Raw genomic sequence first — 19,929 nt, 5'->3', positions numbered from 1 at the left:
TTGACGGACGATGGATGAAGACGAATTCGAGGACTACGACCGCGAGGTCGAGCTGGCACTGTACCGGGAGTACCGCGACGTCGTCTCGCAGTTCTCGTACGTCGTCGAGACCGAGCGCCGGTTCTACCTGGCGAACGAGGTCGAGCTGGTCCGCCGCGACACCGAGCACGACTTCTACTTCGAGCTGACCATGCGCGACGTGTGGGTCTGGGACGTCTACCGCTCCGACCGCTTCGTGAAGTCGGTGCGCGTGCTGACCTTCAAGGACGTCAACGTCGAGGAGCTCTCGCGCAAGGAGTTCGAGCTGCCCAAGGAGCTCGCGCTCGACGAGTAGGGCTCACCGCCACGTCTTCTGGGGGGAACCTCCGGCGACCCGGGTGCCCGATACTGGTGCCCCGCGTCTCCGAGAGGACGAACTGTGCCCGGTCTGTCCCGTCGCCGGTTCACGACGACGGTCGGACTCCTCGCCGCGGCGAGCGGGCTCGGCCTCGACCGGCTGGGAGCACTCCTCTCGGCCCCTGTCGCCGCGGCGGCCGAGGCGCCCAGCACCCTGACGCAGACGATCCTCCAGGGCTCCGTGATCTCGGGGCAGTACCGCGGGCTCCGCGCCGGACCGGGTGAGCCCTACGTCGCGCGCATCGACGTGCTGCGGACGGCGCCCGCTGCCGGCCGTACCGCCGCCCGGCGCTCGCTCCTGTACCTGGGACACCTCTCCGATCTGCACGTCATCGACTCGGAGTCGCCCGGCCGCATCGAGCCGATGATCGTCCAGGACCACGCCGCGTGGGGGTCGGCGTTCCACCCGCAGGACGCGCTCACCGTGCACGCCACCGCGGCGATGGTGAAGGCGTTCGCCGACGTGCGCTACAGCCCGCTGACCGGAGCGGCGATGGAGGCGGCGATCGTCACCGGCGACAGCGCCGACATGCACTCGCACCACGAGCTCCGCTGGTACATCGACATCCTCGACGGCGTCAGCGTCACTCCGTCCAGCGGATCCGGCTCGGTGTTCGAGGGCGTGCAGGCCTGGCCGGAGGCGGCCTGGGCCTACCGTCCGGCGGATCCGACCGGAGGCGACTTCGGCGACTACGGCTTCCCCCGCCTCCCGGATCTGCTCGCGCAGGCGAGCTCGACGCCCGTCGACTCGGTCGGTCTCCCCGTGCCCTGGTACACGGTCTACGGCAACCACGAGACGCTGCTGCTGGGCACCTTCGACATCGGCTCGCAGCTGCGCGCCCTCGCCGTCGGTGGGCAGAAGTCGTTCTCACTCGAGGGCACCGCCTCCGCGGTCCTCGGGGGCTATGCGGCGTCGGCGAGCCCGGTGCAGCGCTTGCTCGATGCTCTCGGCGTGCAGCTCGGAGGCTCGGGCTTCCGCGCTGTGTCGAGCGACACTCGCCGCCGGCTGTTCTCGCAGCGCGACTTCATGGTGGAGCACTTCGACACGCAGCCCACGCCCGGGCCGGCCGGCCACGGCTTCACCCAGCACAACCTCGACAGCGGCGAGACCTGGTGGGCGAACGATCTGACGCCGAGCATCCGCGCCTTCGGACTCGACACCTGCAACCAGGTCGCCGGGCCCGACGGCGCCGTACCCGACGACCAGTTCCAGTGGCTGAAGGGCGAGCTCGCCAAGGCGCAGGCCGAGGAGAAGCTCGTACTGATCTTCAGCCACCACAACAGCCTCACACTCGAGAACCGCGCCCAGCGCCCGGGTCAGACCCAGACCCTGCACGGGGCGGAGGAGTTCGTCGACCTGCTGCTGCAGTACCCGGTCGTCGTGGGCTGGCTGAACGGCCACACCCACCTGAACCAGATCCTCCCGCACCGCGGCGAGCGGGGCGGGTTCTGGGAGATCACCACGGCCTCGTGCATCGACTTCCCTCAGCAGCAGCAGACCGTCGAGCTCGTCGACAACCGCGACGGCACGCTCTCGATCTTCACCACCGTGCTCGACCATGCCTCGCCGGTCGTGCCGGGCACGAGCGGCGGCTATCTCGACCTCGCCTCGCAGAGCAGGGAGCTCGCCGCGAACGACTGGGCCGAGGACCCGCTCATGCGCCGCGGATCGCCGCTCGACCGCAACACGGAGCTGCTGCTGCCGGCTCCCTTCGATCTGTCGGCGATCGGCGACGGTGTGCTCGAGACGCAGCAGATGGGTGCCCGGACCCGGCTCGCTCAGTACGAAGCGGGGCATCTCTCGTGAGGCGCTTCGTGTGGCTGCTGCTCGTCGTGCCACTGCTCGCGGGCTGCTCGCAGGTCGCCGCGCTCGCGCCGGTCGGAGGCGACGACGTCGCGAAGGTGCGATTCGCGGCGATCGACGTCCTGGTGGCTCAGGGGGTCGAGATCTTCGATGCGCCGTTCTGCACGCTCGACGGCGAGGCGATCACCTGCACCGGCTCGACGGTCGACGGCGAGGACGTCGCCGTCGCGTCGAGCTCGTCCGACGACGCGACGCTCACGGTCACGGTCGGGTCGGACACCCTCTACGACGGGTCCCTCGACGACGCCATCGCCTCGTTCATGCAGGGCGGGTCGTGATGCTGCGGAGCTGGGTCGCGGTCGCGGTGAACGCGGTGGTGCAGGCGCTGCTGGTGATCGGTGACCCGGACGTGACGGCGTCACCCGTCTTCGTCGTGCTCGTGGCGGTGTCGGTGTTGTCGGTCCTGGTGACCGGGGTGCTAATCAGCGGAAGGCCGTCGGTGCGGCTCGTGCTGTGGGTGGCGGGGATCCTGGTGGTGACGGCGCTGGTGGCGGTGGTCGCGCCGTGGGCCGTCGTGGTTCCGCTGCTGGGCGCCGCGTTCCTGCCGGCGGTGGCGGCGGGAGAGGCTCGGCCGGTGGCGGCGACCCTCCGTGCGCTGCGCGGGCGGGTGGGCGGCTCGGTGCTCGCGGTTCTCGGTCTGGTCGTGATCGTGGCCGTCGGCTGGGTCGTCGCCCTCGTGCTGGGCTTCTTCGTGACGGGGTTCGTGGCGGATCTGCTCACCTGGCTGTGGTTCGGGGCGTCGGCGGTGGTCATCATCCGGTCGTTCGAACGGCTGTCTCGGCGGGGAGCGCTCGCGTCGACGGTGTGACCGGCGTTCCTCCACAGGGGGTGCTGCGGTCTCCGTCTCCCGCCATGGTCGCGGTCGAGGTGATCACCGATTGGTCTTCGACCTTCAGAGGAATACCGCTTGCGTGAGTGGAGGCGGTGACGTAGGTGGTGAGGTCGAACTGGTCTTGCATGTGTACTTCTATTGTCTCGAACGGGGGTCATTAAGTCTGTTGTAATTTCCACTCTTTACGGCGCGATCCAAATGCTTCTTAGTAATGGCATGAGGAGCACACCGGGTGCCCGTCTTGACAGAAGGACCCTCGCAATCATGCAGGCCGAGAGTGGCTGTAACCCGAGCGCGATCGGCGACCTGAGTCTCACCTACCAGGGCGACGGTCGGCGCGAGGGGATGAGCTGCGGGCTCATGCAGGTCCGCGTGCTGGCCGGCCGACCGGACTGCGACGCGCTGCTAGACGCGGCGACCAACGTGGCGAACGCGTGGCGCATCTACGAGGCGCGCGGTTCGTTCACGCCGTGGTCGGTCTATACGAGCGGCAAGTATCAGCAGTACCTATGGCGCAAGAATAGTATTGACTATTTGAAGCCATAGGCGCATAGTGAAAGCATAACTAAACAAGGAACATCCTCATTGTCACACTACAGAGCTACATCGTCGTCGGAATTATCTTCGCCATCATCTTCATCGTCACCGGCATCGCCGTCTGGTTCGACCAGAGGAACGAGCGATGAGCCGCAAGATCAAGTTCAGAGCGTGGAGTGACAGCAACAACGCATTTATCTTTCGAGGCCTGTTCGATCGTAACTGGCACAACGAGCGCGATCTCCTTGTGCAAGTCTCGCTACCTCATGACCGACAGATGTACACGTTAGAGCAGTTCACCGGCCTCCTTGACAAGAAAAGCGTCGAAATATACGAAGGCGACATAGTCGAGTACCTAAACGGGGAATGGAGTTTCCATGCGGTCGTCGAGTGGTCAGACCACTACTGGTACATGCGGGGTGTTCAGCCCGTGGACAACTTCAACTTTGAGGACACGACTCCGGGTGAGCTTGCGGTCGTAGGCAACATCCACGAGAACCCGGACCTCCTCGAGTGACCGACCACCTCGACACCCTCCGCTCCGCCCTCCGCGCTCGCATCCGCCTCTGGGCTGAGGCCCGACGCGTGGCTCGCACCAAGCCGACGACCTGCGCTCACGGGCGGGAGACGTTCGAGCAGACCGTGACGGCCGAGAACGTCGGCTTCACGGGCACGGCGTGGTTCGTCGTGCGCGGGTGCAGGCGCTGCAAGGTGAAGGTGCGGTGGACTACGTGGTGGAGGGTGGTCGCTAGGATCGCGGCGTGGACGCAATCTGGGACTGGGTGAATGACGTACTCGGCCTCGAACCTGGATCCGCAGCGGACTGGGTCACTGGGCTCCTCACGTTCGCCACGCTGCTCGTAGCGCTCCTCGTCCTTCAAAAGGATCGCCTGAAAGATGCACGTTCGAGTGCAGACGGCTTCGTGACGTGGCGCGAGGTGGTGAGCAGCAGGGCAGTCGTAGAGATGCCTGACTGGTACATCCACGTTCACGGGTTTAATGCCGGTGCGAAACCGATTCCCTTCACGATGCTAATGGTCAAGCCCGGCAGCCCTCAGCATGTCCTCCGGGCGTTCCAGCGAGAGCCGATTCAACCGGGGGCAGAAATCGAAACGAAGGTTGGTTTTGAGAACGACCCATCCGACTCGCCGCTGTTGCTCTACTTTCGTGATGCGCACGGTAAAGGCTGGCTACGAGACTTGCAGACAAACAGGTATGTTTCTCGTCGTCAAGTGAAGAAATGGTATCGCGCGCATGGCGACACTGGTATCGGGCTCTATCATTTTCTATTCAGCTCGTGGAACCAATCAAAAATTGCCAAGCGGATGAAAGAGATCGGTGATAAGAACGAACGGGAACATGCAGCGTTCTTGAAGACAGGTGAGGGTCAGAAGTGGCTCAAAAATTCTGAGAAGGAAGAGCGAAAGTGGAAGCGACAACTTGCGCGTTGGTATCTATTTACTCGTGAGGGCAGGCGAGACAAGCGGATAGAGGGGTACCGGGCAAATGATCGATGATGAGTTGTTCGGCAGATCGACGGTGGTAGCGCATGGAGTGGTTTAGTACATGGTGGGATGGCCAAGCGTGGGGCACTGTCCCCGACTGGTTTGCAGCCGTTGGAACGGTGTCTGCGTTCTTCCTCGGTCTAGGCATTCTCGCGAACGACCGAGTTAAAGCGACCAGAAAGCACGCAGATGAATTTGCGACGTGGCCAGAGTGGGAGAAGCGCGAAGGGGGACCTGACGCCAATGTGCTTTCGGTCCGGGCGTACAATGCTGGAACAGCCCCGGTTCCAAAGGCTGATGTGATCTGCCTACTGGAGATCGACGGCAAGCCGGTCGTGCGGACATTCTTTCACTTGCAGACGAAAACTCAGCACAGCTACTCGCCTGTGCTCGCGAGCGGCATGACTGCCTATGGGTCGATCAATTTAGTGCCGAACAGTCGTAATCTTCAAATCTGCGTGATGTTTATTGACGCATCTAATTCGGTTTGGGTGCGTGATCTAGCGAGCGGCAAATATCTGTCCAGCAAGCGTCGAAAAAAATTCGGACTCGACCAAGGATTCAATTCATCATTATACCCGGGGGTTCCCCGCAACGGATCGTGAACTTCGGATGCACGCTCACGCATTGTGAAGGCAGTTTTCGCGTCGGTGACGCGCGCTGACTATTCCAATTTTTCGCAGCTTGCGCGATAACTAGAGCCATATGACAGAAGGCTCTACACGCAGGAATCTGGCACCGAAGCTTCTCGCATCAGGGGCTTCTCCTGACGTGGGCAAGGCGAGTCGCTGCCGCACCTCAAGCTCGGCGCGATCCGCGACTTCCGGTTCATCATAAAGGCGCAGCGCTACTGGCGCGAGGACGAGTGGTCGAAGGGAGACCTGTACTACACGTTCCCGAACGGGGCGGTGCTGGAGTTCTTCTCCGTCGACTCCTCGAAGGCGCACGGGCCACGCCGCGACGTGCTCTTCTTGAACGAGTGCAACAACGTCACCTACGAGGTCTACACGCAGCTCGAGACGCGTACGCGCAAGCTCGTCGTCCTCGACTACAACCCGACCAGTGAGTTCTGGGTCCACACAGAGGTCGAGCCGCACAACCCGCACGACTTTCTCAAGCTGACGTACCGAGACAACGAGGCGCTGGAGCCGGCCATCGTGCGCTCGGTCGAGAGCCGCATGCACGACGCGAACTACTGGCGCGTGTACGGCCTGGGGGAGATCGGTCTCCCGGAGGGCGTCATCTACGAGAACTGGGAGCCGGTCGAGGCCGTGCCCGAGGGCGCTCAGCTCTTCCGGCACACCCTGGACTTCGGCTTCACCAACGACCCATCCGCTCTGGTGGACCTGTACCGCTACGAGGGCGGCTTCCTGCTCGATGAGCAGTTGTACCTAACGGACCAGAAGAACAAGGCGCTGGCCAACGCAATCCGCACGGCCGGGGGGCTGACGCCTGCCGCCCAGGACGGGGCGTACATCGGTCGCACCCACACGCTGACGATCGCGGACTCCTCCGAACCGAAGAGCATCGCGGAGATCCGGGACTATGGCGTGCTAGACGAGCCTCCTCACCGGGATCCAGCGGGAGTTCAACCGCCAGCGTGACGAGGTGTTAGCCAGCGTCGCTACGGTGCAGCGCACCTTCACCGGACAGCGCACGAAGGACTACGTCGATTCGCTCCTCAACTGGGAGCAAGCCAACGTGGCCATGAAGGCTGCCGTAGAACCAGCCCTTCTCGCCGTGATCATCGAGACCGGCATGGACGCCATGCAGCAGATCGGCATGCAGCCGAGCACCTACGACCCGTACAGCGACGCCATCAACGCTTGGTACCAGCAGCGCACCACGAAGATCGCTGAGGATGTCAACGACGAGACGGAGAAGCAGCTCCGAGCGACGCTGACCGAAGGTGCCAACGCGGGGGAGAGCAGCTACCAGCTCCAGGCGCGCATCGAAGCTGTCATGGGGCTCGTCTCGACGCTACGCGCTGACCTAATCGCCCAGACCGAGATCGCCCGTGCTCAGAGCTTCGCCGACGTGCAGGCGTGGGACCAGAGCGGCATCGTCACGGCGAAGGAGTGGTACACCGCCCAGGACGAGCGCGTCTGTAAGTTCTGTGTACCGATGCATGGCCGCGTGATCGGCCTGGACAAGAACTTCCACTCGAAGGGCGACGTCCAGACTGAGGCCGGTACGAACCGGAAGGGCGAGGAGACGACCTACGTCTACAACCACGACTACGACGATGTGGCAGGCGCTCCGCTGCACCCGCGGTGCAGGTGCACGTTGCTGCCGGTGCGTGTCCGCTAGGCACAGACCGCTACATTGGCCTGGTGCATACTGCCTACACCTTCATGATTGCGGTCGCCAATAGGTCTGAAGACCCCGTCATTGGGCTGGGCACATGGCCCGACTGGTTGGCCGCGGTCGCCACGACTGCCGGTTTCGTTGCCGTTGCGTTCGTGTATCGGGGTGAAGCGCTGCGCCTAAAACGAGATCAGGCCGATCAGGTGTTCTTTAATGTTCAGCATTATTCTGGCAAGGCACACTTTTCAGTCGAGAACCTCACTGATAAGCGAATATCTGATGCATTCTTTCTAATGGTAGAGCCAGCGCTCTGCAGCTCGCGGTGGAGACCCGTCGCCCAAGTGCATACGGCCATGCCGCCCCTAACCAGAAAAACGAAAGAGGATGGAGATGAGGCGGTGAAATCGTCCTATGCCCCTCTGAAATTCGGAGAAACTCTCTCCCACTCGATAGAACTGAAAGAACCCTACGCGGTAAACTATGGTGCAGTCGCGTTCAAGGATGCGCATAACCGGAGATGGATCCGCCTCTTCTCCCACGACGAGTGCTTGCCTGTCTCCTATAAGTTTTTCGATAAGTGGTCCCGGGCGGCAGAAGCGAAAGTAAACTCCTTGCCAGAAGCTTGACGCTCCGTCATATTGGGCGGCATATGGCAGGCAAGTACAACTTCACAATTGAGCAAGGCGTCGCCTTCACCCGCGTCGTCACATGGAAGGACGCCTCGGGCGCCCTCGTCAACCTCACGAACAAGACCGCGCGCATGCAGGTGCGCGACGCTGAGTAGTCCATCATCCTGACCCTCACCGATACGGCGGGTCTCGTTCTCGGAGGTATAGCAGGCACGATCATCATCGTGCTCAGCAGCGCGCAGACGACCGCACTGAGCTTCGACACCGCGAACTACGACCTAGAGATCACCGAAGGCACCTCAGTCGTGAAGCGTCTCCTCAAGGGTGTGATCACGCTCGACCAAGAGGTCACCGTATGAGCGATGTGATTCATGTACTCGAGGACGTCGTCCACGTCAGCGTCGACGAGACGCAGATCGAGGTCATCACGGTCGGGGGCGCCGGGTTCGAAGTTCCAAAGGCATGCCATCGTCTTTGACGGGGCATTGACTTGGTCCGACGTTCAAATCGTGAACAATTCTCTCGCGACAGAGACCTCAACTCCTTCCGTCTACCTCAACAACGGGGCGGCACTGTCACCAACCGTTGACGTCCGTGACAACACCAACTTCACGCACTTAGCCACCGACCCGAAGTCAGTACCTCAGCTCGACGTCGAGACGCTGGAGTCCGGTCACTTCGCCGTCGAGCTGAACACGACCGCCACCCAGACCCTGCCAGCCCTCGCGACGTGCCAGGGCCGCATGTACGACTTCGTCAACATCAACGCCGCCGCCGCGACCATCAAGGGCAACGGCGCCGAGCTGATCGGCAACGTGACGACGGCCAACACCTACACGCTGCCGTCCGGCGCCGCCGTCACGCTCAAGGCGTTCCCGAGCGCGTGGAGGGTCATCTAGAACTCACCCTGACGCTAGGGTTCACGCGTGGACTTCGGGGGTCGATTGAACGCTGTCGTCGGTTGGCTCTCGGAGCTACTCACCGGCGAGGCAGACATGCGGCAGTGGAACTGGGGCTCCACCGCTGACTGGGTGACAGGCATCGTGACGGCCGTCGCTGTCTGGATCGCTGCACTGGCGTTCAGACACGACCGCGCCCAGCACAGGAAGTCTCAGGCACGTCTGCTGCGAATCCAGACGAGGTTCAACCGAGACGATGACCCCTGGACCCACTCCGTGATGCTCGACAACCGCTCAGAGTCGGAATTCGTAGACGTCTGCGTCATCTACGACGTCACGCCAGAGAAGATGCTGGCGGGCCGGCGATCCTGGCAGGGTGTGATGAAGGGCTTCCGCAGGGAGATCAGAGCCAACGTCAGGGCCCGGGTGATCGGGGCCTGGCACGGCGCTCGGCTCTACTGGGAGGTACATCGGCGTACGCCGCACTACGCGATCGAGTCCGTCGGCACCATCTCGCCAGCGGATGGCTTCGAGCTGGATCTGCCGATCGAGGAGGGGGTCAAGCTGCTGGTCGTGGCCTTCGAGGACAGCCTCGGTCAGTCCTGGGCCTGGGACATAAAGAAAAAACGGATGCTGTCTAGGAGGCTGCGCGTCCGTCTGCGGATACACACCAGCAAGCTGTTCGAGTCAGACTCGACGTTGGCGGCAGGTTCGCTGCCGGTACGGTGAGCGCATGGAACTTGGTACTTGGGCCGACTGGACCGCTGGACTCGTGGCATTCGTTGCTCTGGCGGTCGCGAGTATCACGCAATTTATCCAGTTCTTCGATCGGAGGAATGCTGACGCGGAAGGACTTCGCGTCAGTCTCGTTCAGAGCGTCGCGATGAACCACCACCGTTACCTATACGGGACCGCAGTCAAGCTGCTCAACGAAGATGGTCGCGCGAAATCGCGCATCAAGGTGCACATGACCGAGGGATCGAAGGGCGGAATCGACTTCCCAACGCTGACTTTTCCTGAGTTCAATCTCGGAGGCTTCGACGATCGCACTCTCTCGAGGAAAGACAACGATGGAGGGGCGATGACGATCACGTTTGACATCCTGCCTCGTAATGAGAAGGCAGCGGCCATCTTCTACACTCCCGAGTTCGAGGATCGGCAAGTCCTCGTGTATTTTAACGATTTTCGCGGGAAGCGCTGGGTTTTCGATTATGAGAGCGGGAAGTTGAAGAAGGCGAAGCCTGCTGACGAACCTGAGCTGTCGTTCAATGATCTGTCGAGCGAGATGTAGTCCTTGCAATAACTGCGCCACTTCCCTATAAGTAGTGGCAGCATGAAGGCACAACTGAACAAGAAGATCAACAAACTGTACAACATCAACCTCAAGTCAATCGACGACGAGAACCGAACAGTGACTTTCGTGTTCAGCGACGACTCGATCGACCGCTACGGCGAGAAGGTCGACCAGAAGACCTGGGACGTCACGCACTACAAGAACAACCCCGTCGTGCTCTGGGCCACGATCCTTCTGAGCCGCAGAACATCCTCGGCAAGGCCGTCGACATCCAGCTCGACCAGAGCGGCAAGTCTCAGCTGACTGCCCAGTTCGACGCGGCCGGAATCAACCCGAAGGCCGATCTCATCTACCGCCAGGTCAAGGCGGGCACGCGGCGCACCGTCTCCGCTGGCTTCATCCCTCACACGATGGAGTTCGAGGACGACGTGCCCTTGCTCAAGGACAACGAGCTGCTCGAAGTGAGCGTCGTTGCCATCCCGGCGAACCGCAACGCTCTGGCGCTGAGCTTCGAGAGCGGCGGGCTCGACACGAAGGACGCCAGCTTCCTCATCAAGAGCATGCGCGACGAGGCCGACTCCATCGGGGCTGAGCCGATCGCGTCGCTGACCCGATCGCTACGGTCCTTTGCGACCCGCGCGCTGAGCTAGAGGAGGCAAGTGCCGACGACGATGGCAGCGAGCTTGGCTAGGTCGACCAGACCCAAGTTCGTCCTCGAAACTGCAACACCCGGCATTCCTCCACAGCCGCTGATCGAGGTCTCCGTCCCCAATTCTCTCGCTCGCCCCCGCGGGCTAGCGCGGTCTCCGCGATTCTTCGTGCGGGAGGTTCTGCATGGACAAGGACGAGTTGGGGCGGCGGGGCGAGGAGATCGCGGCGGCGCATCTGAGGGCGCACGGGTTCGAGATCCTGGATCGCAACTGGCGGGTGCGGGAGGGCGAGCTGGACATCGTGGCGCGTGAGGGTGCGGCGCTGGTGGTGGTGGAGGTGAAGACGAGGTCGTCGACGCGGTTCGGGTTGCCGGTGGAGGCGATCACGCGGGCGAAGGCGGCGCGGTTGCGGCGGTTGGCGTATGCGTGGGCGCATGAGCATCACGAGCGGTCGCGGCATCTGCGGATCGATGCGGTGGGGATCATCGCGCCCGAGGGTGTGCCGACGCAGGTGCGTCATCTGCGGGCGGTGGCGTAATGGGCATCGGGAGGACGTCGTCGGTGGGGCTCGTGGGGTTCGCGGGCGCGGTGGTCGGGGTGGAGGCGCATTCGGCCGATGGGACGCCGGGGATGGTGATCATCGGGTTGCCGGATGCGGCGCTGTCGCAGGCGAAGGAGCGGGTGCGGTCGGCGGCGATCAACTCCGGGAGCGTGGTCTCGGAGTACAAGATCACGGTGAACCTGTCGCCGGCGGCGATGCCCAAGCACGGGTCGGCGTTCGACCTCGCGATCGGGCTCGCGACGCTGGCAGCGCTGGGTGAGGTGAATCCGGAGTCGGTCGCGTCGGTCGTGCACGTCGGCGAGCTGGGTCTGGACGGGCGGTTGCGGTCGGTGCCGGGGGTGCTTCCGGCGGTGCTCGCGGCGGCGCGGGAGGGGCGGCGGCGCGTGATGGTCCCCTCCGACGACCGGCTCGAGGCCGAGCTGGTCGATGGTGTCGAGGTCATCGCGGTCTCCTCGCTCGCCGCGGCTGCGGTGTGGCACGGCGCCGAGTGGGACGTTCCGGTCCTGCCGGAGGAGACGTCAGCGCCCGCGGCGACGATCGAGCCGGAGGCGCGGCTCGACTTCGCCGATGTGATCGGCAACGAGGAGGCGGCGGAGGCGATGGTCGTCGCGGCCGCGGGCGGTCACCACGTGTTCCTGCTCGGACCGCCCGGCGCGGGCAAGACCATGCTCGCGTCTCGCCTGCCGGGGATCCTGCCCGATCTCGACGACGAGGCGGCTCTGGAGGCGACGTGCATGCGCTCGCTGACCGGCGCGCCGACCGGCGGTGATCTCGTACGGCGCCCGCCGTTCGAGAGCCCGCACCACTCCGCCTCCGCCGCGGCGATCGTCGGGGGCGGCAGCGGACGCATCCGGCCCGGCGCCGTCGCGCGCGCCACCCGCGGAATCCTCTTCCTCGACGAGGCTCCGGAGTTCTCGGCGGTGGCGCTCGATGCGCTGCGCCAGCCGCTCGAGTCCGGGGTGATCCGCATCCACCGCGCGAACGCCGTCGCGGAGTTCCCGGCCCGGGTGCAGCTCGTTCTCGCGGCGAACCCGTGCCCGTGCGGTCGGCACGGGATCCCGGGGGAGACGTGCACCTGCGCTCCGGCCCTGAGGCGCCGCTATCTCGCACGGCTCAGTGGTCCGCTGCTCGACCGGGTCGACATCCGGCTGACGGTCCGCCGGATCGGCGCGGCGCAGCTGGCGGCCCGCCGCGACGAGCCCGGCCTCTCGACGGCGGAGGCACGAGCACGCGTCGTCGCTGCCCGAGCCCGCGCCGCCGAGCGGTGGCGCCGCACGCCCTGGTCGACCAACTCGGAGGTCGCCGGCAACTGGCTCCGCTCGACCGCGCACCGCCCGACGGCCGGCGAGTCTCGGGTGCTCGATCGTGCGCTGGAGAGAGGGCTCGTGACGATGCGCGGCTACGACCGCGTCCTCCGCCTCGGCTGGACGCTCGCCGACCTCGACGGCGTCGACCGCCCCACGGCCGCTCATCTCGGGCGGGCCCTCGTGCTGCGAGGAGGTGCCGCGTGATGCGCACTGCCGAGCTGTTCGACCGGACGGAGATCCGCGCGGTCCGTCCCCTGCTGACGGAGGGGACCGCGATCGATCCCGTCGAGGTGCTGGCCCGCGCCGCCTGGAGTTCGCTCACCGAGCCCGGGGACGCCGTCGCTGCGACGCTGATCGACGGCATCGGTGCCGCCGCGGCGCTCGCTCACGTGATCACGACCTCGACCGCCGCCGACATCCTGGCCTCGACCGAGGAGCCTCCCCTCGAGCCGACCGCTCTCGCGGTGGGACTCGAGCGATGGCGCCCCCGGGTGGACCGGGCGCTTCTGCGGCGGCGACTCGAGATCGCGCACCGTCTCGATGCCCACCTGCTGGTGCCGGGGTCGGCCGGATGGCCCGAGTCGCTGGACGACCTCGGTCCGCACGCGCCACTCGTCCTCTGGGTACGGGGCGACGCCTCCGCCCTCACGACGCCTCGTCGACTCGCGCTCGTCGGTGCGAGAGCGGCCACCGGCTACGGCGAGCACGTCGCCGCGGAACTCGCCGCGGGAACCGCGGATCGAGGGGTGCTCGTCGTCTCGGGCGGCGCCTTCGGGATCGACGCCGTCGCTCATCGCGCAGCGCTCGGCACGGGTGGTCGTACGGTGGCGTTCCTCGCCGGAGGCGCCGACCGGCTCTACCCGACGGCCCACTCCGACCTGCTGCACCGCATCATCGCGACGCCCGGCAGCGCCGTGGTGACGGAGGTGCCCCCGGGCACGACACCCACGCGGTGGAGGTTCCTCCAGCGGAACAGGCTGATCGCGGCGTCGACGGCGGCCACGGTCGTCGTCGAGGCCGGTGCCCGCTCCGGTTCGCTCAACACCGCGGGGCATGCGGCCGCGCTCGGTCGGCCGCTGGGAACTGTTCCCGGACCGGTGACGAGCTCCTCCTCCGCGGGCTGCCACCGTCTCCTCCGCGAGTACGCGGCGACGTGCGTCACCTCGGCGGCCGACGTCCTCGAACTCCTCGGAGCGCGCGAGCAGAGTGCGGAGGTGGCTGAGCCCGCCGGGCCCGCCACCCGGATCATGGACGCCCTGCGGGGGAGAGGCGCACACGACACCGACTCGATCGCGCGAGCGGCGGGCTGCTCGGTGGCCGACGCGCTGGCGATGCTCGGGGCGCTCCTCGCCGACGGCTTCGTCGAGCGCGGCGAGGACGGAGGGTGGCGCGCCGCGCCGAGGTGAGGCGAGCGGCGCCGGGCCGGCACCGGGCGGAGCGTGCACCTTCTCCGCTGGTGCCCTCTCGGTCGGAGGGTCGGCGTCGATCGATGACACGCGTCAGTCCCGCTCCGTCGGCGAGGTAGGTCGGTGCCCCCACGGGCCGGTCCGATCCGGCGAGCGTTCGGGCACCGCGTGCCTTGGTGGAGCGAGGCTGTCCGTCGGGCGACCCGTCTGACTGTCTCGGCCGGTGCCCGCCCGTGCGCCCCTCCGGCCGTGTCGGTCGTCCGCCCTACGCTGAAGACGCATCGGCGAAGGGGAGTGGCAGTGGGCGACGAGACAGCACAGGCGGTGAGGCCGCAGCTCGGTCACTTCAGGGCGGCCGACCGCATCATCGCCCACCTCAGCGACACGCACTTCCTCGCAGAGGGCGCTCCTCTCTACGGGCGGGTCGACACCGTCACCCGGCTCGCGGAGGCCGTGGAGCGGCTCGTCGAGCGCGGGGGTGCGCTCGACGCGATCGTCGTCACCGGCGATGTCGCCGACCGCGGGGAGGAGGACGCGTACCGACGCGTCCGCGCCGCGCTCGGCCCGCTGGGGGAGCGCTTCGGGTGCCCGATCATCTGGGGGATGGGCAACCACGACGAGCGCAGCGCCTTCCGCAGAGTCCTCCTAGACGAGACCGACGAGAACGAGGCGCCCATCGACCAGGTCGTCGACCTCGACGGGCTCCGCCTCATCGCGCTCGACAGCGCCGTGCCCGGCTTCCACCACGGTGCGCTCACCGACGCCCAGCTCGACAGCCTCGCCGACGTCCTCGCAATGCCGGCGCCGCTCGGCACGATCCTCGCGCTGCACCACCCGCCGCTGCCGACCCCGCTCGGGGCGATGACGGTGCTCGAGCTGCGCGGGATGGACCGGCTCGAGGAGGTCGTCCGCGGCACCGACGTGCGCGCGATCCTCGGCGGCCACCTGCACTACCCGACCGCAGCGACGTTCGCCGGTGTCCCTGTCTTCGTCGCCGGCGCGACCAGCTACACGATGGACCTCGGCGCCCCCGAGCGGGAGCTCCGCGGGATCGACGGCGCCCAGAGCTTCTCGCTCGTGCACGTCCACCCCGAGACCGTCGCGACCTCGCTCGTCCCGACGGCGACCGCCGCGGTCGCCACCCGCTTCGGCACCGACCTCATCGAGAAGCTCGAGAGCCTCGACGAGCAGGGCCGCATCGACCTCTGGTCGCGGATGCCCGATGCCTGACGACACGATCGCGGGAGCGGTCGACGACTTCCTCCGCTACGTGCTCGACGAGCGCTCGCTCTCACCCGCCACCGCCAAGGGCTACCGCGGTGACCTCGCCAAGCTCGTCGAGTTCGCGGGCACGAAGCACACCGACCGCATGGACCAGCTCGACCTCGAGCTCCTGCGCGACTGGCTCTGGCACGAATCGCAGACCGGGGCCGCGCGGGCGACGCTCGCGCGGCGGACGGCCGCGGTCCGCTCCTTCTCGTCGTGGGCACTCCGCTCCGAGCGCCTCGCGACCGACGTCGCGGCACGGCTGCGCACCCCGAAAGCCGGGCGCTCCCTTCCCCGCGTGCTCACGCAGCCGCAGACCGAGCACGTCATCGACATCGTCTCGGCGCAGGGGGCGACCGAGGATCCGGTCGCGCTCCGCGACCTCGCGATCATCGAGCTGCTCTACGCCTCGGGGATCCGCGTCTCGGAGCTGGTCGCCATCGACACGGCCGACCTCGACCTCTCCCGGCTCACCGTCCTCGTCACCGGCAAGGGCTCGAAGCAGCGCGTCGTCCCGTTCGGCGTCCCCGCGAAGGAGGCGCTCGTCGCCTACCTCGAGAAGGCCCGCCCCACGCTGGTCTCCGAGCGCACCGACGCCCTCCTCCTCGGCCGCCGCGGCGCCCGCCTCACGCCGCGCACGGTCTACGGCGTCGTCGCGCGCCTGCTCGACGGCGGGCAGGGTTCCGGCCCGTCGGGCCCGCACACCCTCCGGCACACCGCCGCCACCCACCTCCTCGACGGCGGGGCCGACCTCCGGGCGGTCCAGGAGATGCTCGGCCACGCGAGCCTCGGCACCACGCAGATCTACACGCACGTCTCGACCGAGCGCATCCGCGAGGCCTACCGGCTCGCGCACCCGCGCGCCTGACGCGACGTCGTCCATCGGCAGCAGCACCGCCCGCGGTATCCCGCCGAAGAACCGCATCGGCGACACGTACTCCCCGCCCTCCCGGACGCCGAGATGCACGCACGATCCGTCGCAGTGCCCGCCGGCGCCGACGACTCCGATCGCGTCACCCGCCGCGACGACCTGCCCCTTCGTCACGCTCGCGACCACCGGCTCGATGCTCGACACCAGCCCGTCGGCGTGCTCGATGCTCACGACCGGGCGATCGACCACCGGTCCGGCGAACGACACCGTCCCGTCGGCCACCGCCACGACGACGGCGCCGGGTGACGCGGCCAGGTCGATCCCGCGGTGCCCCGACGCGTAGCGGTGCGCCGGCGCCGACCAGGGTGCGACCACCGTGACGTCCGCGACGGGCGGGGTCCAGAGCACCGGAGCGAGCAGAGCGAGCACGAGGAACACGCCCGGGCGAGGAAGGAAGAGACGACTCATCCGCCCACCGTGCCGAGAGGCGCGGCGACGCGGGCGACCGGCGGCCCGACCGGGGGAGAAGCGCACGGCACCGGGTCCTGGGGAGGAGGAACGCAGAATCCTCCCGAGCACAACCCGTCTCGGTGGATTCCGAGCCGGGAGTAACGTGCCTGTGATCCGGAGCGGGGCGAGACCAGCGCACCCACCGGCGGCGAGAATCGGAGACGACCATGACCAGCGGACGATCTGACACCACCCCGAACCCCTCGGCGGCGAAGCTGCGGAGGAAGGTGATCGGCCTCGCAGTGGCCGCGGCGGTCGGCGGATTCCTCTTCGGCTTCGACTCCTCCGTCGTGAACGGCGCGGTCGAGGCGGTGCAGGGCGAGTTCGAGCTGTCGGCCGCGCTGATCGGCTTCGCGGTCGCCTCCGCTCTGCTCGGCTGCGCGCTCGGCGCGTACCTCGCGGGACGTCTGGCCGACCGCTGGGGTCGCATCAAGGTGATGCTGCTCGGCGCCGTCCTCTTCCTCGTCTCCTCGATCGGCGCCGGCGCCGCCTTCGCCGTCTGGGACCTCGTGCTCTGGCGCGTGGTCGGCGGACTCGGCATCGGCATCGCCTCGGTCATCGCGCCGACCTACATCTCCGAGATCGCGCCCAAGGCGATCCGCGGCGCGCTCGCGTCGCTCCAGCAGCTGGCGATCACGCTCGGCATCTTCGCCGCGCTGCTCTCGGACACCCTCATCGCGAACGGCGCCGACGGCGCCTCCGAGCCGTACTGGTTCGGCGTGGCCGCCTGGCGCTGGATGTTCATCGCCTGCGCCGTCCCCGCTGTCGTCTACGGGCTGCTCGCCCTCACGCTGCCGGAGTCGCCGCGCTACCTCGCGACCCGCGGCAAGACGGAGGAGGCGCGCAAGGTGCTCGCGACCGTCACGCCCCGTGACGAGGTCGACGACGCGCTCAACGACATCCAGAAGAAGATCAACGAGGACGCCGAGAACGCGCAGAAGTCGAGCCTCCGCGGACCGGCGCTGGGCCTGCTGCCCGTCGTCTGGGTCGGCATCCTGCTCTCGGTGTTCCAGCAGTTCGTCGGCATCAACGTGATCTTCTACTACTCCACCTCGCTGTGGAGCGCGGTCGGCTTCGACGAGTCGAACTCGTTCGCCATCTCGGTGTTCACCTCGGTCGTCAACGTCGTCGTCACGTTCGTCGCGATCTTCCTCGTCGACAAGGTCGGCCGGAAGCCGCTGCTGCTGGTCGGCTCCGCGGGCATGGCGATCTCGCTCGCTCTCATGGCCATCGCGTTCAGCCAGTCGACGATCAGCGGCGAGGACGTCTCGCTGCCCGGCGCCTGGGGTCCGATCGCCCTGGTCTCGGCCAACGCCTTCGTCGTCTTCTTCGGCGCGACCTGGGGACCGCTGGTCTGGGTCCTCCTCGGCGAGATCTTCCCGAACCGCATCCGCGCCGCCGCCCTCGGCCTGGCCGCCTCCGCGCAGTGGATCGCCAACTTCGCCATCACGGTGACGTTCCCGATCCTCTCGCAGGACGTCTCGCTGACCCTCGCCTACGGCCTGTACGCGACGTTCGCCGCGCTGTCGTTCATCTTCGTCTTCATGTTCGTGCCGGAGACCAAGGGTCGGTCGCTCGAGGAGATGGACACGCTGCACATCCGCACCGTCATGAAGTCCGCGCGCAAGTAGCTCGCGCCACCCTCGGCTCGCGAGAGCACGTTCGGCTCGTCGGAATCCTCGATTCCTGCGAGCCGAACGTGTTTCCGCGAGCCGAACGTGGTCCTGCGAGCCGGAGGTGCCGCCCACCCGTGGCACAGCCCGCCGCCACCCCGCCCTGGTGCTAGAATCTCCGGAGCACCTCGCTCGTCGGGGTGACTACGCGCGCCCATTCGGCCTACGCTCCCCACGGTCCCTCCGCTCACACGGACGGGCGGGAGTGCGCCGGGCGCCAGGGCGACGTGCCGACCGGCCGTCGCAGACAACCGAACGGGAGTTCGGCGCCGTCGTGCGCCCGAGCCCCGAGACAAGGAGAACGACTCATGGCAGTCGTCACCATGCGCCAGCTGCTCGACAGCGGCGTCCACTTCGGGCACCAGACCCGTCGCTGGAACCCCAAGATGAAGCGCTTCATCCTGACCGAGCGCTCGGGCAGCTACATCATCGACCTCCAGCAGTCGCTGGCCTACATCGACAAGACCTACGACTTCGTCAAGGAGACGGTCGCCCACGGCGGCACCATCCTCTTCGTCGGCACGAAGAAGCAGGCGCAGAACGCGATCTCGGAGCAGGCGACCCGCGTCGGCCAGCCCTACGTCAACCAGCGCTGGCTCGGTGGTCTGCTGACCAACTTCCAGACCGTCTCCAAGCGCCTCGCGCGCATGAAGGAGCTCGAGGAGCTCGACTTCGACGACACCGCCAAGAGCGGCTTCACGAAGAAGGAACTCCTCATCAAGAAGCGCGAGCTCGACAAGCTGCACAAGTCGCTCGGCGGTATCCGCAACCTCTCGAAGACGCCGTCGGCCCTGTGGGTCGTCGACACCAAGAAGGAGCACCTCGCGATCGACGAGGCCAAGAAGCTGGGCATCCCGGTCATCGGCATCCTCGACACGAACTGCGACCCCGACGAGGTCCAGTACCCGATCCCGGGCAACGACGACGCGATCCGCTCGGTGAGCCTGCTCACCCGCATCGTCGCCGACGCCGCGGCCGAGGGCCTCATCCAGCGTCACCAGAAGCCCGAGGCCGAGGGCAACGTCTCCGCCGTCGAGCCCCTCGCCGAGTGGGAGAAGGAGCTGCTCACGTCGGGCACCCCCGATGCCGCCGTCGAGGAGCCGAACGAGCAGGCCGGCGCGGAGACCGAGAAGGTCGCCGACGCCGAGTCCGAGACGATCGACGAGGCCGTCGCCGACGCCGAGGCGCCCGCCGCCGAGACCGCTGCCGACGAGGCGCCCGCCGCCGACGAGACCACGGTCGAGTCCTCGACCGACGAGACCGCCAAGGCCTGACACCACCTCCTGAGTCGGGGGTCGGACGTTCTGCGGATGCAGAACGTTCGGCCCCCGTTCGGTAGAGCACGACACCCACGTAACAGAATCGCTGGGGACCCGGTGCGCCGCGACGGCGACCGGGGTCCGCAGAACCACGAAGGAGTT

The 19,929-nt window shown here is 66.7% G+C and carries 25 protein-coding genes and 1 pseudogene; 25 read left to right on the top strand and 1 reads right to left on the bottom strand.

Annotated elements, in window-relative coordinates; translation table 11 throughout:
- Positions 1–10 precede the first annotated feature (10 nt).
- From GSU68_RS09930 to GSU68_RS09835, 23 genes are all read left to right on the top strand, one after another.
- Positions 11–334 carry a DUF2469 family protein gene (locus tag GSU68_RS09930; protein ID WP_056044100.1) on the top strand — a complete coding sequence of 108 codons (324 nt, stop codon included), beginning with the start codon at positions 11–13 and terminating at the stop codon, positions 332–334.
- Between the two features lie 84 nt (positions 335–418).
- The gene (locus tag GSU68_RS09925) at positions 419–2,203 is read left to right on the top strand and encodes a TIGR03767 family metallophosphoesterase (protein WP_159907848.1); all 1,785 of its coding nucleotides are present in this window, start codon (positions 419–421) and stop codon (positions 2,201–2,203) included.
- On the top strand, positions 2,200–2,538 hold the full coding sequence (locus tag GSU68_RS09920) for a hypothetical protein (RefSeq protein WP_159907845.1): 339 nt from the start codon (positions 2,200–2,202) through the stop codon (positions 2,536–2,538). Before GSU68_RS09925 ends, GSU68_RS09920 begins: the two co-directional genes overlap by 4 nt.
- Positions 2,535–3,068 carry a hypothetical protein gene (locus GSU68_RS09915; RefSeq protein ID WP_159907843.1) on the top strand — a complete coding sequence of 178 codons (534 nt, stop codon included), beginning with the start codon at positions 2,535–2,537 and terminating at the stop codon, positions 3,066–3,068. The genes GSU68_RS09920 and GSU68_RS09915 overlap by 4 nt, the downstream gene beginning before the upstream one ends.
- A gap of 288 nt (positions 3,069–3,356) precedes the next feature.
- On the top strand, positions 3,357–3,638 hold the full coding sequence (locus GSU68_RS09910) for a hypothetical protein (protein ID WP_159907840.1): 282 nt from the start codon (positions 3,357–3,359) through the stop codon (positions 3,636–3,638).
- Between the two features lie 136 nt (positions 3,639–3,774).
- Positions 3,775–4,146: a YopX family protein gene (locus GSU68_RS09905; protein ID WP_159907838.1), complete on the top strand. Its 372-nt coding sequence runs from the start codon at positions 3,775–3,777 to the stop codon at positions 4,144–4,146.
- A 244-nt stretch (positions 4,147–4,390) separates the two neighbouring features.
- Positions 4,391–5,146, top strand: a complete 756-nt coding sequence (locus GSU68_RS09900) for a hypothetical protein (protein WP_159907835.1) — start codon at positions 4,391–4,393, stop codon at positions 5,144–5,146.
- Positions 5,147–5,178: 32 nt separating this feature from the next.
- Positions 5,179–5,739 carry a hypothetical protein gene (locus GSU68_RS09895; protein WP_159907833.1) on the top strand — a complete coding sequence of 187 codons (561 nt, stop codon included), beginning with the start codon at positions 5,179–5,181 and terminating at the stop codon, positions 5,737–5,739.
- A 183-nt stretch (positions 5,740–5,922) separates the two neighbouring features.
- On the top strand, positions 5,923–6,738 hold the full coding sequence (locus tag GSU68_RS09890; protein ID WP_348272522.1) for a terminase family protein: 816 nt from the start codon (positions 5,923–5,925) through the stop codon (positions 6,736–6,738).
- A 25-nt stretch (positions 6,739–6,763) separates the two neighbouring features.
- Positions 6,764–7,444 carry a phage minor head protein gene (locus GSU68_RS09885; RefSeq protein ID WP_159907828.1) on the top strand — a complete coding sequence of 227 codons (681 nt, stop codon included), beginning with the start codon at positions 6,764–6,766 and terminating at the stop codon, positions 7,442–7,444.
- Positions 7,445–7,467: 23 nt separating this feature from the next.
- On the top strand, positions 7,468–8,067 hold the full coding sequence (locus GSU68_RS09880; protein WP_159907825.1) for a hypothetical protein: 600 nt from the start codon (positions 7,468–7,470) through the stop codon (positions 8,065–8,067).
- 23 nt (positions 8,068–8,090) lie between these two features.
- Complete coding sequence (locus tag GSU68_RS20055) at positions 8,091–8,225, top strand: hypothetical protein (RefSeq protein ID WP_279631030.1); 135 nt, start codon at positions 8,091–8,093, stop codon at positions 8,223–8,225.
- A gap of 69 nt (positions 8,226–8,294) precedes the next feature.
- On the top strand, positions 8,295–8,429 hold the full coding sequence (locus GSU68_RS20050) for a hypothetical protein (RefSeq protein ID WP_279631029.1): 135 nt from the start codon (positions 8,295–8,297) through the stop codon (positions 8,427–8,429).
- A 150-nt stretch (positions 8,430–8,579) separates the two neighbouring features.
- Positions 8,580–8,969 carry a hypothetical protein gene (locus GSU68_RS09875; RefSeq protein WP_159907823.1) on the top strand — a complete coding sequence of 130 codons (390 nt, stop codon included), beginning with the start codon at positions 8,580–8,582 and terminating at the stop codon, positions 8,967–8,969.
- Positions 8,970–8,996: 27 nt separating this feature from the next.
- Positions 8,997–9,698 (top strand): hypothetical protein, encoded by a 702-nt coding sequence (locus tag GSU68_RS09870; protein ID WP_159907820.1) that lies wholly within the window; start codon positions 8,997–8,999, stop codon positions 9,696–9,698.
- A gap of 4 nt (positions 9,699–9,702) precedes the next feature.
- Positions 9,703–10,260, top strand: coding sequence for a hypothetical protein (locus GSU68_RS09865; protein WP_159907818.1), 558 nt, complete (start codon positions 9,703–9,705; stop codon positions 10,258–10,260).
- Positions 10,261–10,302: 42 nt separating this feature from the next.
- Positions 10,303–10,566, top strand: a complete 264-nt coding sequence (locus tag GSU68_RS19870) for a hypothetical protein (RefSeq protein ID WP_244259232.1) — start codon at positions 10,303–10,305, stop codon at positions 10,564–10,566.
- Positions 10,482–10,913, top strand: coding sequence for an HK97 family phage prohead protease (locus GSU68_RS09860; protein WP_348272521.1), 432 nt, complete (start codon positions 10,482–10,484; stop codon positions 10,911–10,913). The genes GSU68_RS19870 and GSU68_RS09860 overlap by 85 nt, the downstream gene beginning before the upstream one ends.
- Before the next feature lie 184 nt (positions 10,914–11,097).
- Entirely contained in the window at positions 11,098–11,451 is a 354-nt protein-coding gene (locus tag GSU68_RS09855) for a YraN family protein (protein WP_159907815.1), read from the top strand.
- A complete protein-coding gene (locus GSU68_RS09850; protein ID WP_159907813.1) occupies positions 11,451–12,986 on the top strand; it encodes a YifB family Mg chelatase-like AAA ATPase in 1,536 nt (511 codons plus the stop codon). Before GSU68_RS09855 ends, GSU68_RS09850 begins: the two co-directional genes overlap by 1 nt.
- Entirely contained in the window at positions 12,986–14,188 is a 1,203-nt protein-coding gene (dprA, locus tag GSU68_RS09845; protein WP_159910233.1) for a DNA-processing protein DprA, read from the top strand. Before GSU68_RS09850 ends, dprA begins: the two co-directional genes overlap by 1 nt.
- 300 nt (positions 14,189–14,488) lie before the next feature.
- On the top strand, positions 14,489–15,418 hold the full coding sequence (locus tag GSU68_RS09840; protein WP_244259231.1) for a phosphodiesterase: 930 nt from the start codon (positions 14,489–14,491) through the stop codon (positions 15,416–15,418).
- Positions 15,411–16,322 carry a tyrosine recombinase XerC gene (locus GSU68_RS09835; protein WP_159907810.1) on the top strand — a complete coding sequence of 304 codons (912 nt, stop codon included), beginning with the start codon at positions 15,411–15,413 and terminating at the stop codon, positions 16,320–16,322. Before GSU68_RS09840 ends, GSU68_RS09835 begins: the two co-directional genes overlap by 8 nt.
- A gap of 117 nt (positions 16,323–16,439) precedes the next feature.
- On the opposite strand, the pseudogene GSU68_RS09830 reads toward GSU68_RS09835, so the two are convergent.
- Positions 16,440–16,793 (bottom strand): annotated as a pseudogene (locus GSU68_RS09830) (M23 family metallopeptidase); the annotation flags it as partial.
- Positions 16,794–17,002: 209 nt separating this feature from the next.
- Here GSU68_RS09830 and GSU68_RS09825 point away from each other — a divergent pair.
- Positions 17,003–18,466 carry a sugar porter family MFS transporter gene (locus GSU68_RS09825; protein WP_159907807.1) on the top strand — a complete coding sequence of 488 codons (1,464 nt, stop codon included), beginning with the start codon at positions 17,003–17,005 and terminating at the stop codon, positions 18,464–18,466.
- Between the two features lie 350 nt (positions 18,467–18,816).
- Positions 18,817–19,782, top strand: coding sequence for a 30S ribosomal protein S2 (rpsB, locus tag GSU68_RS09820; RefSeq protein WP_159907804.1), 966 nt, complete (start codon positions 18,817–18,819; stop codon positions 19,780–19,782).
- Positions 19,783–19,929 lie beyond the last annotated feature (147 nt).

Source organism: Rathayibacter sp. VKM Ac-2759 (assembly GCF_009834225.1).
Lineage (GTDB): Bacteria > Actinomycetota > Actinomycetes > Actinomycetales > Microbacteriaceae > Rathayibacter.
Note: the sequence above shows the minus strand (reverse complement) of the source record. Positions and strands in the feature narration are given on the sequence as shown.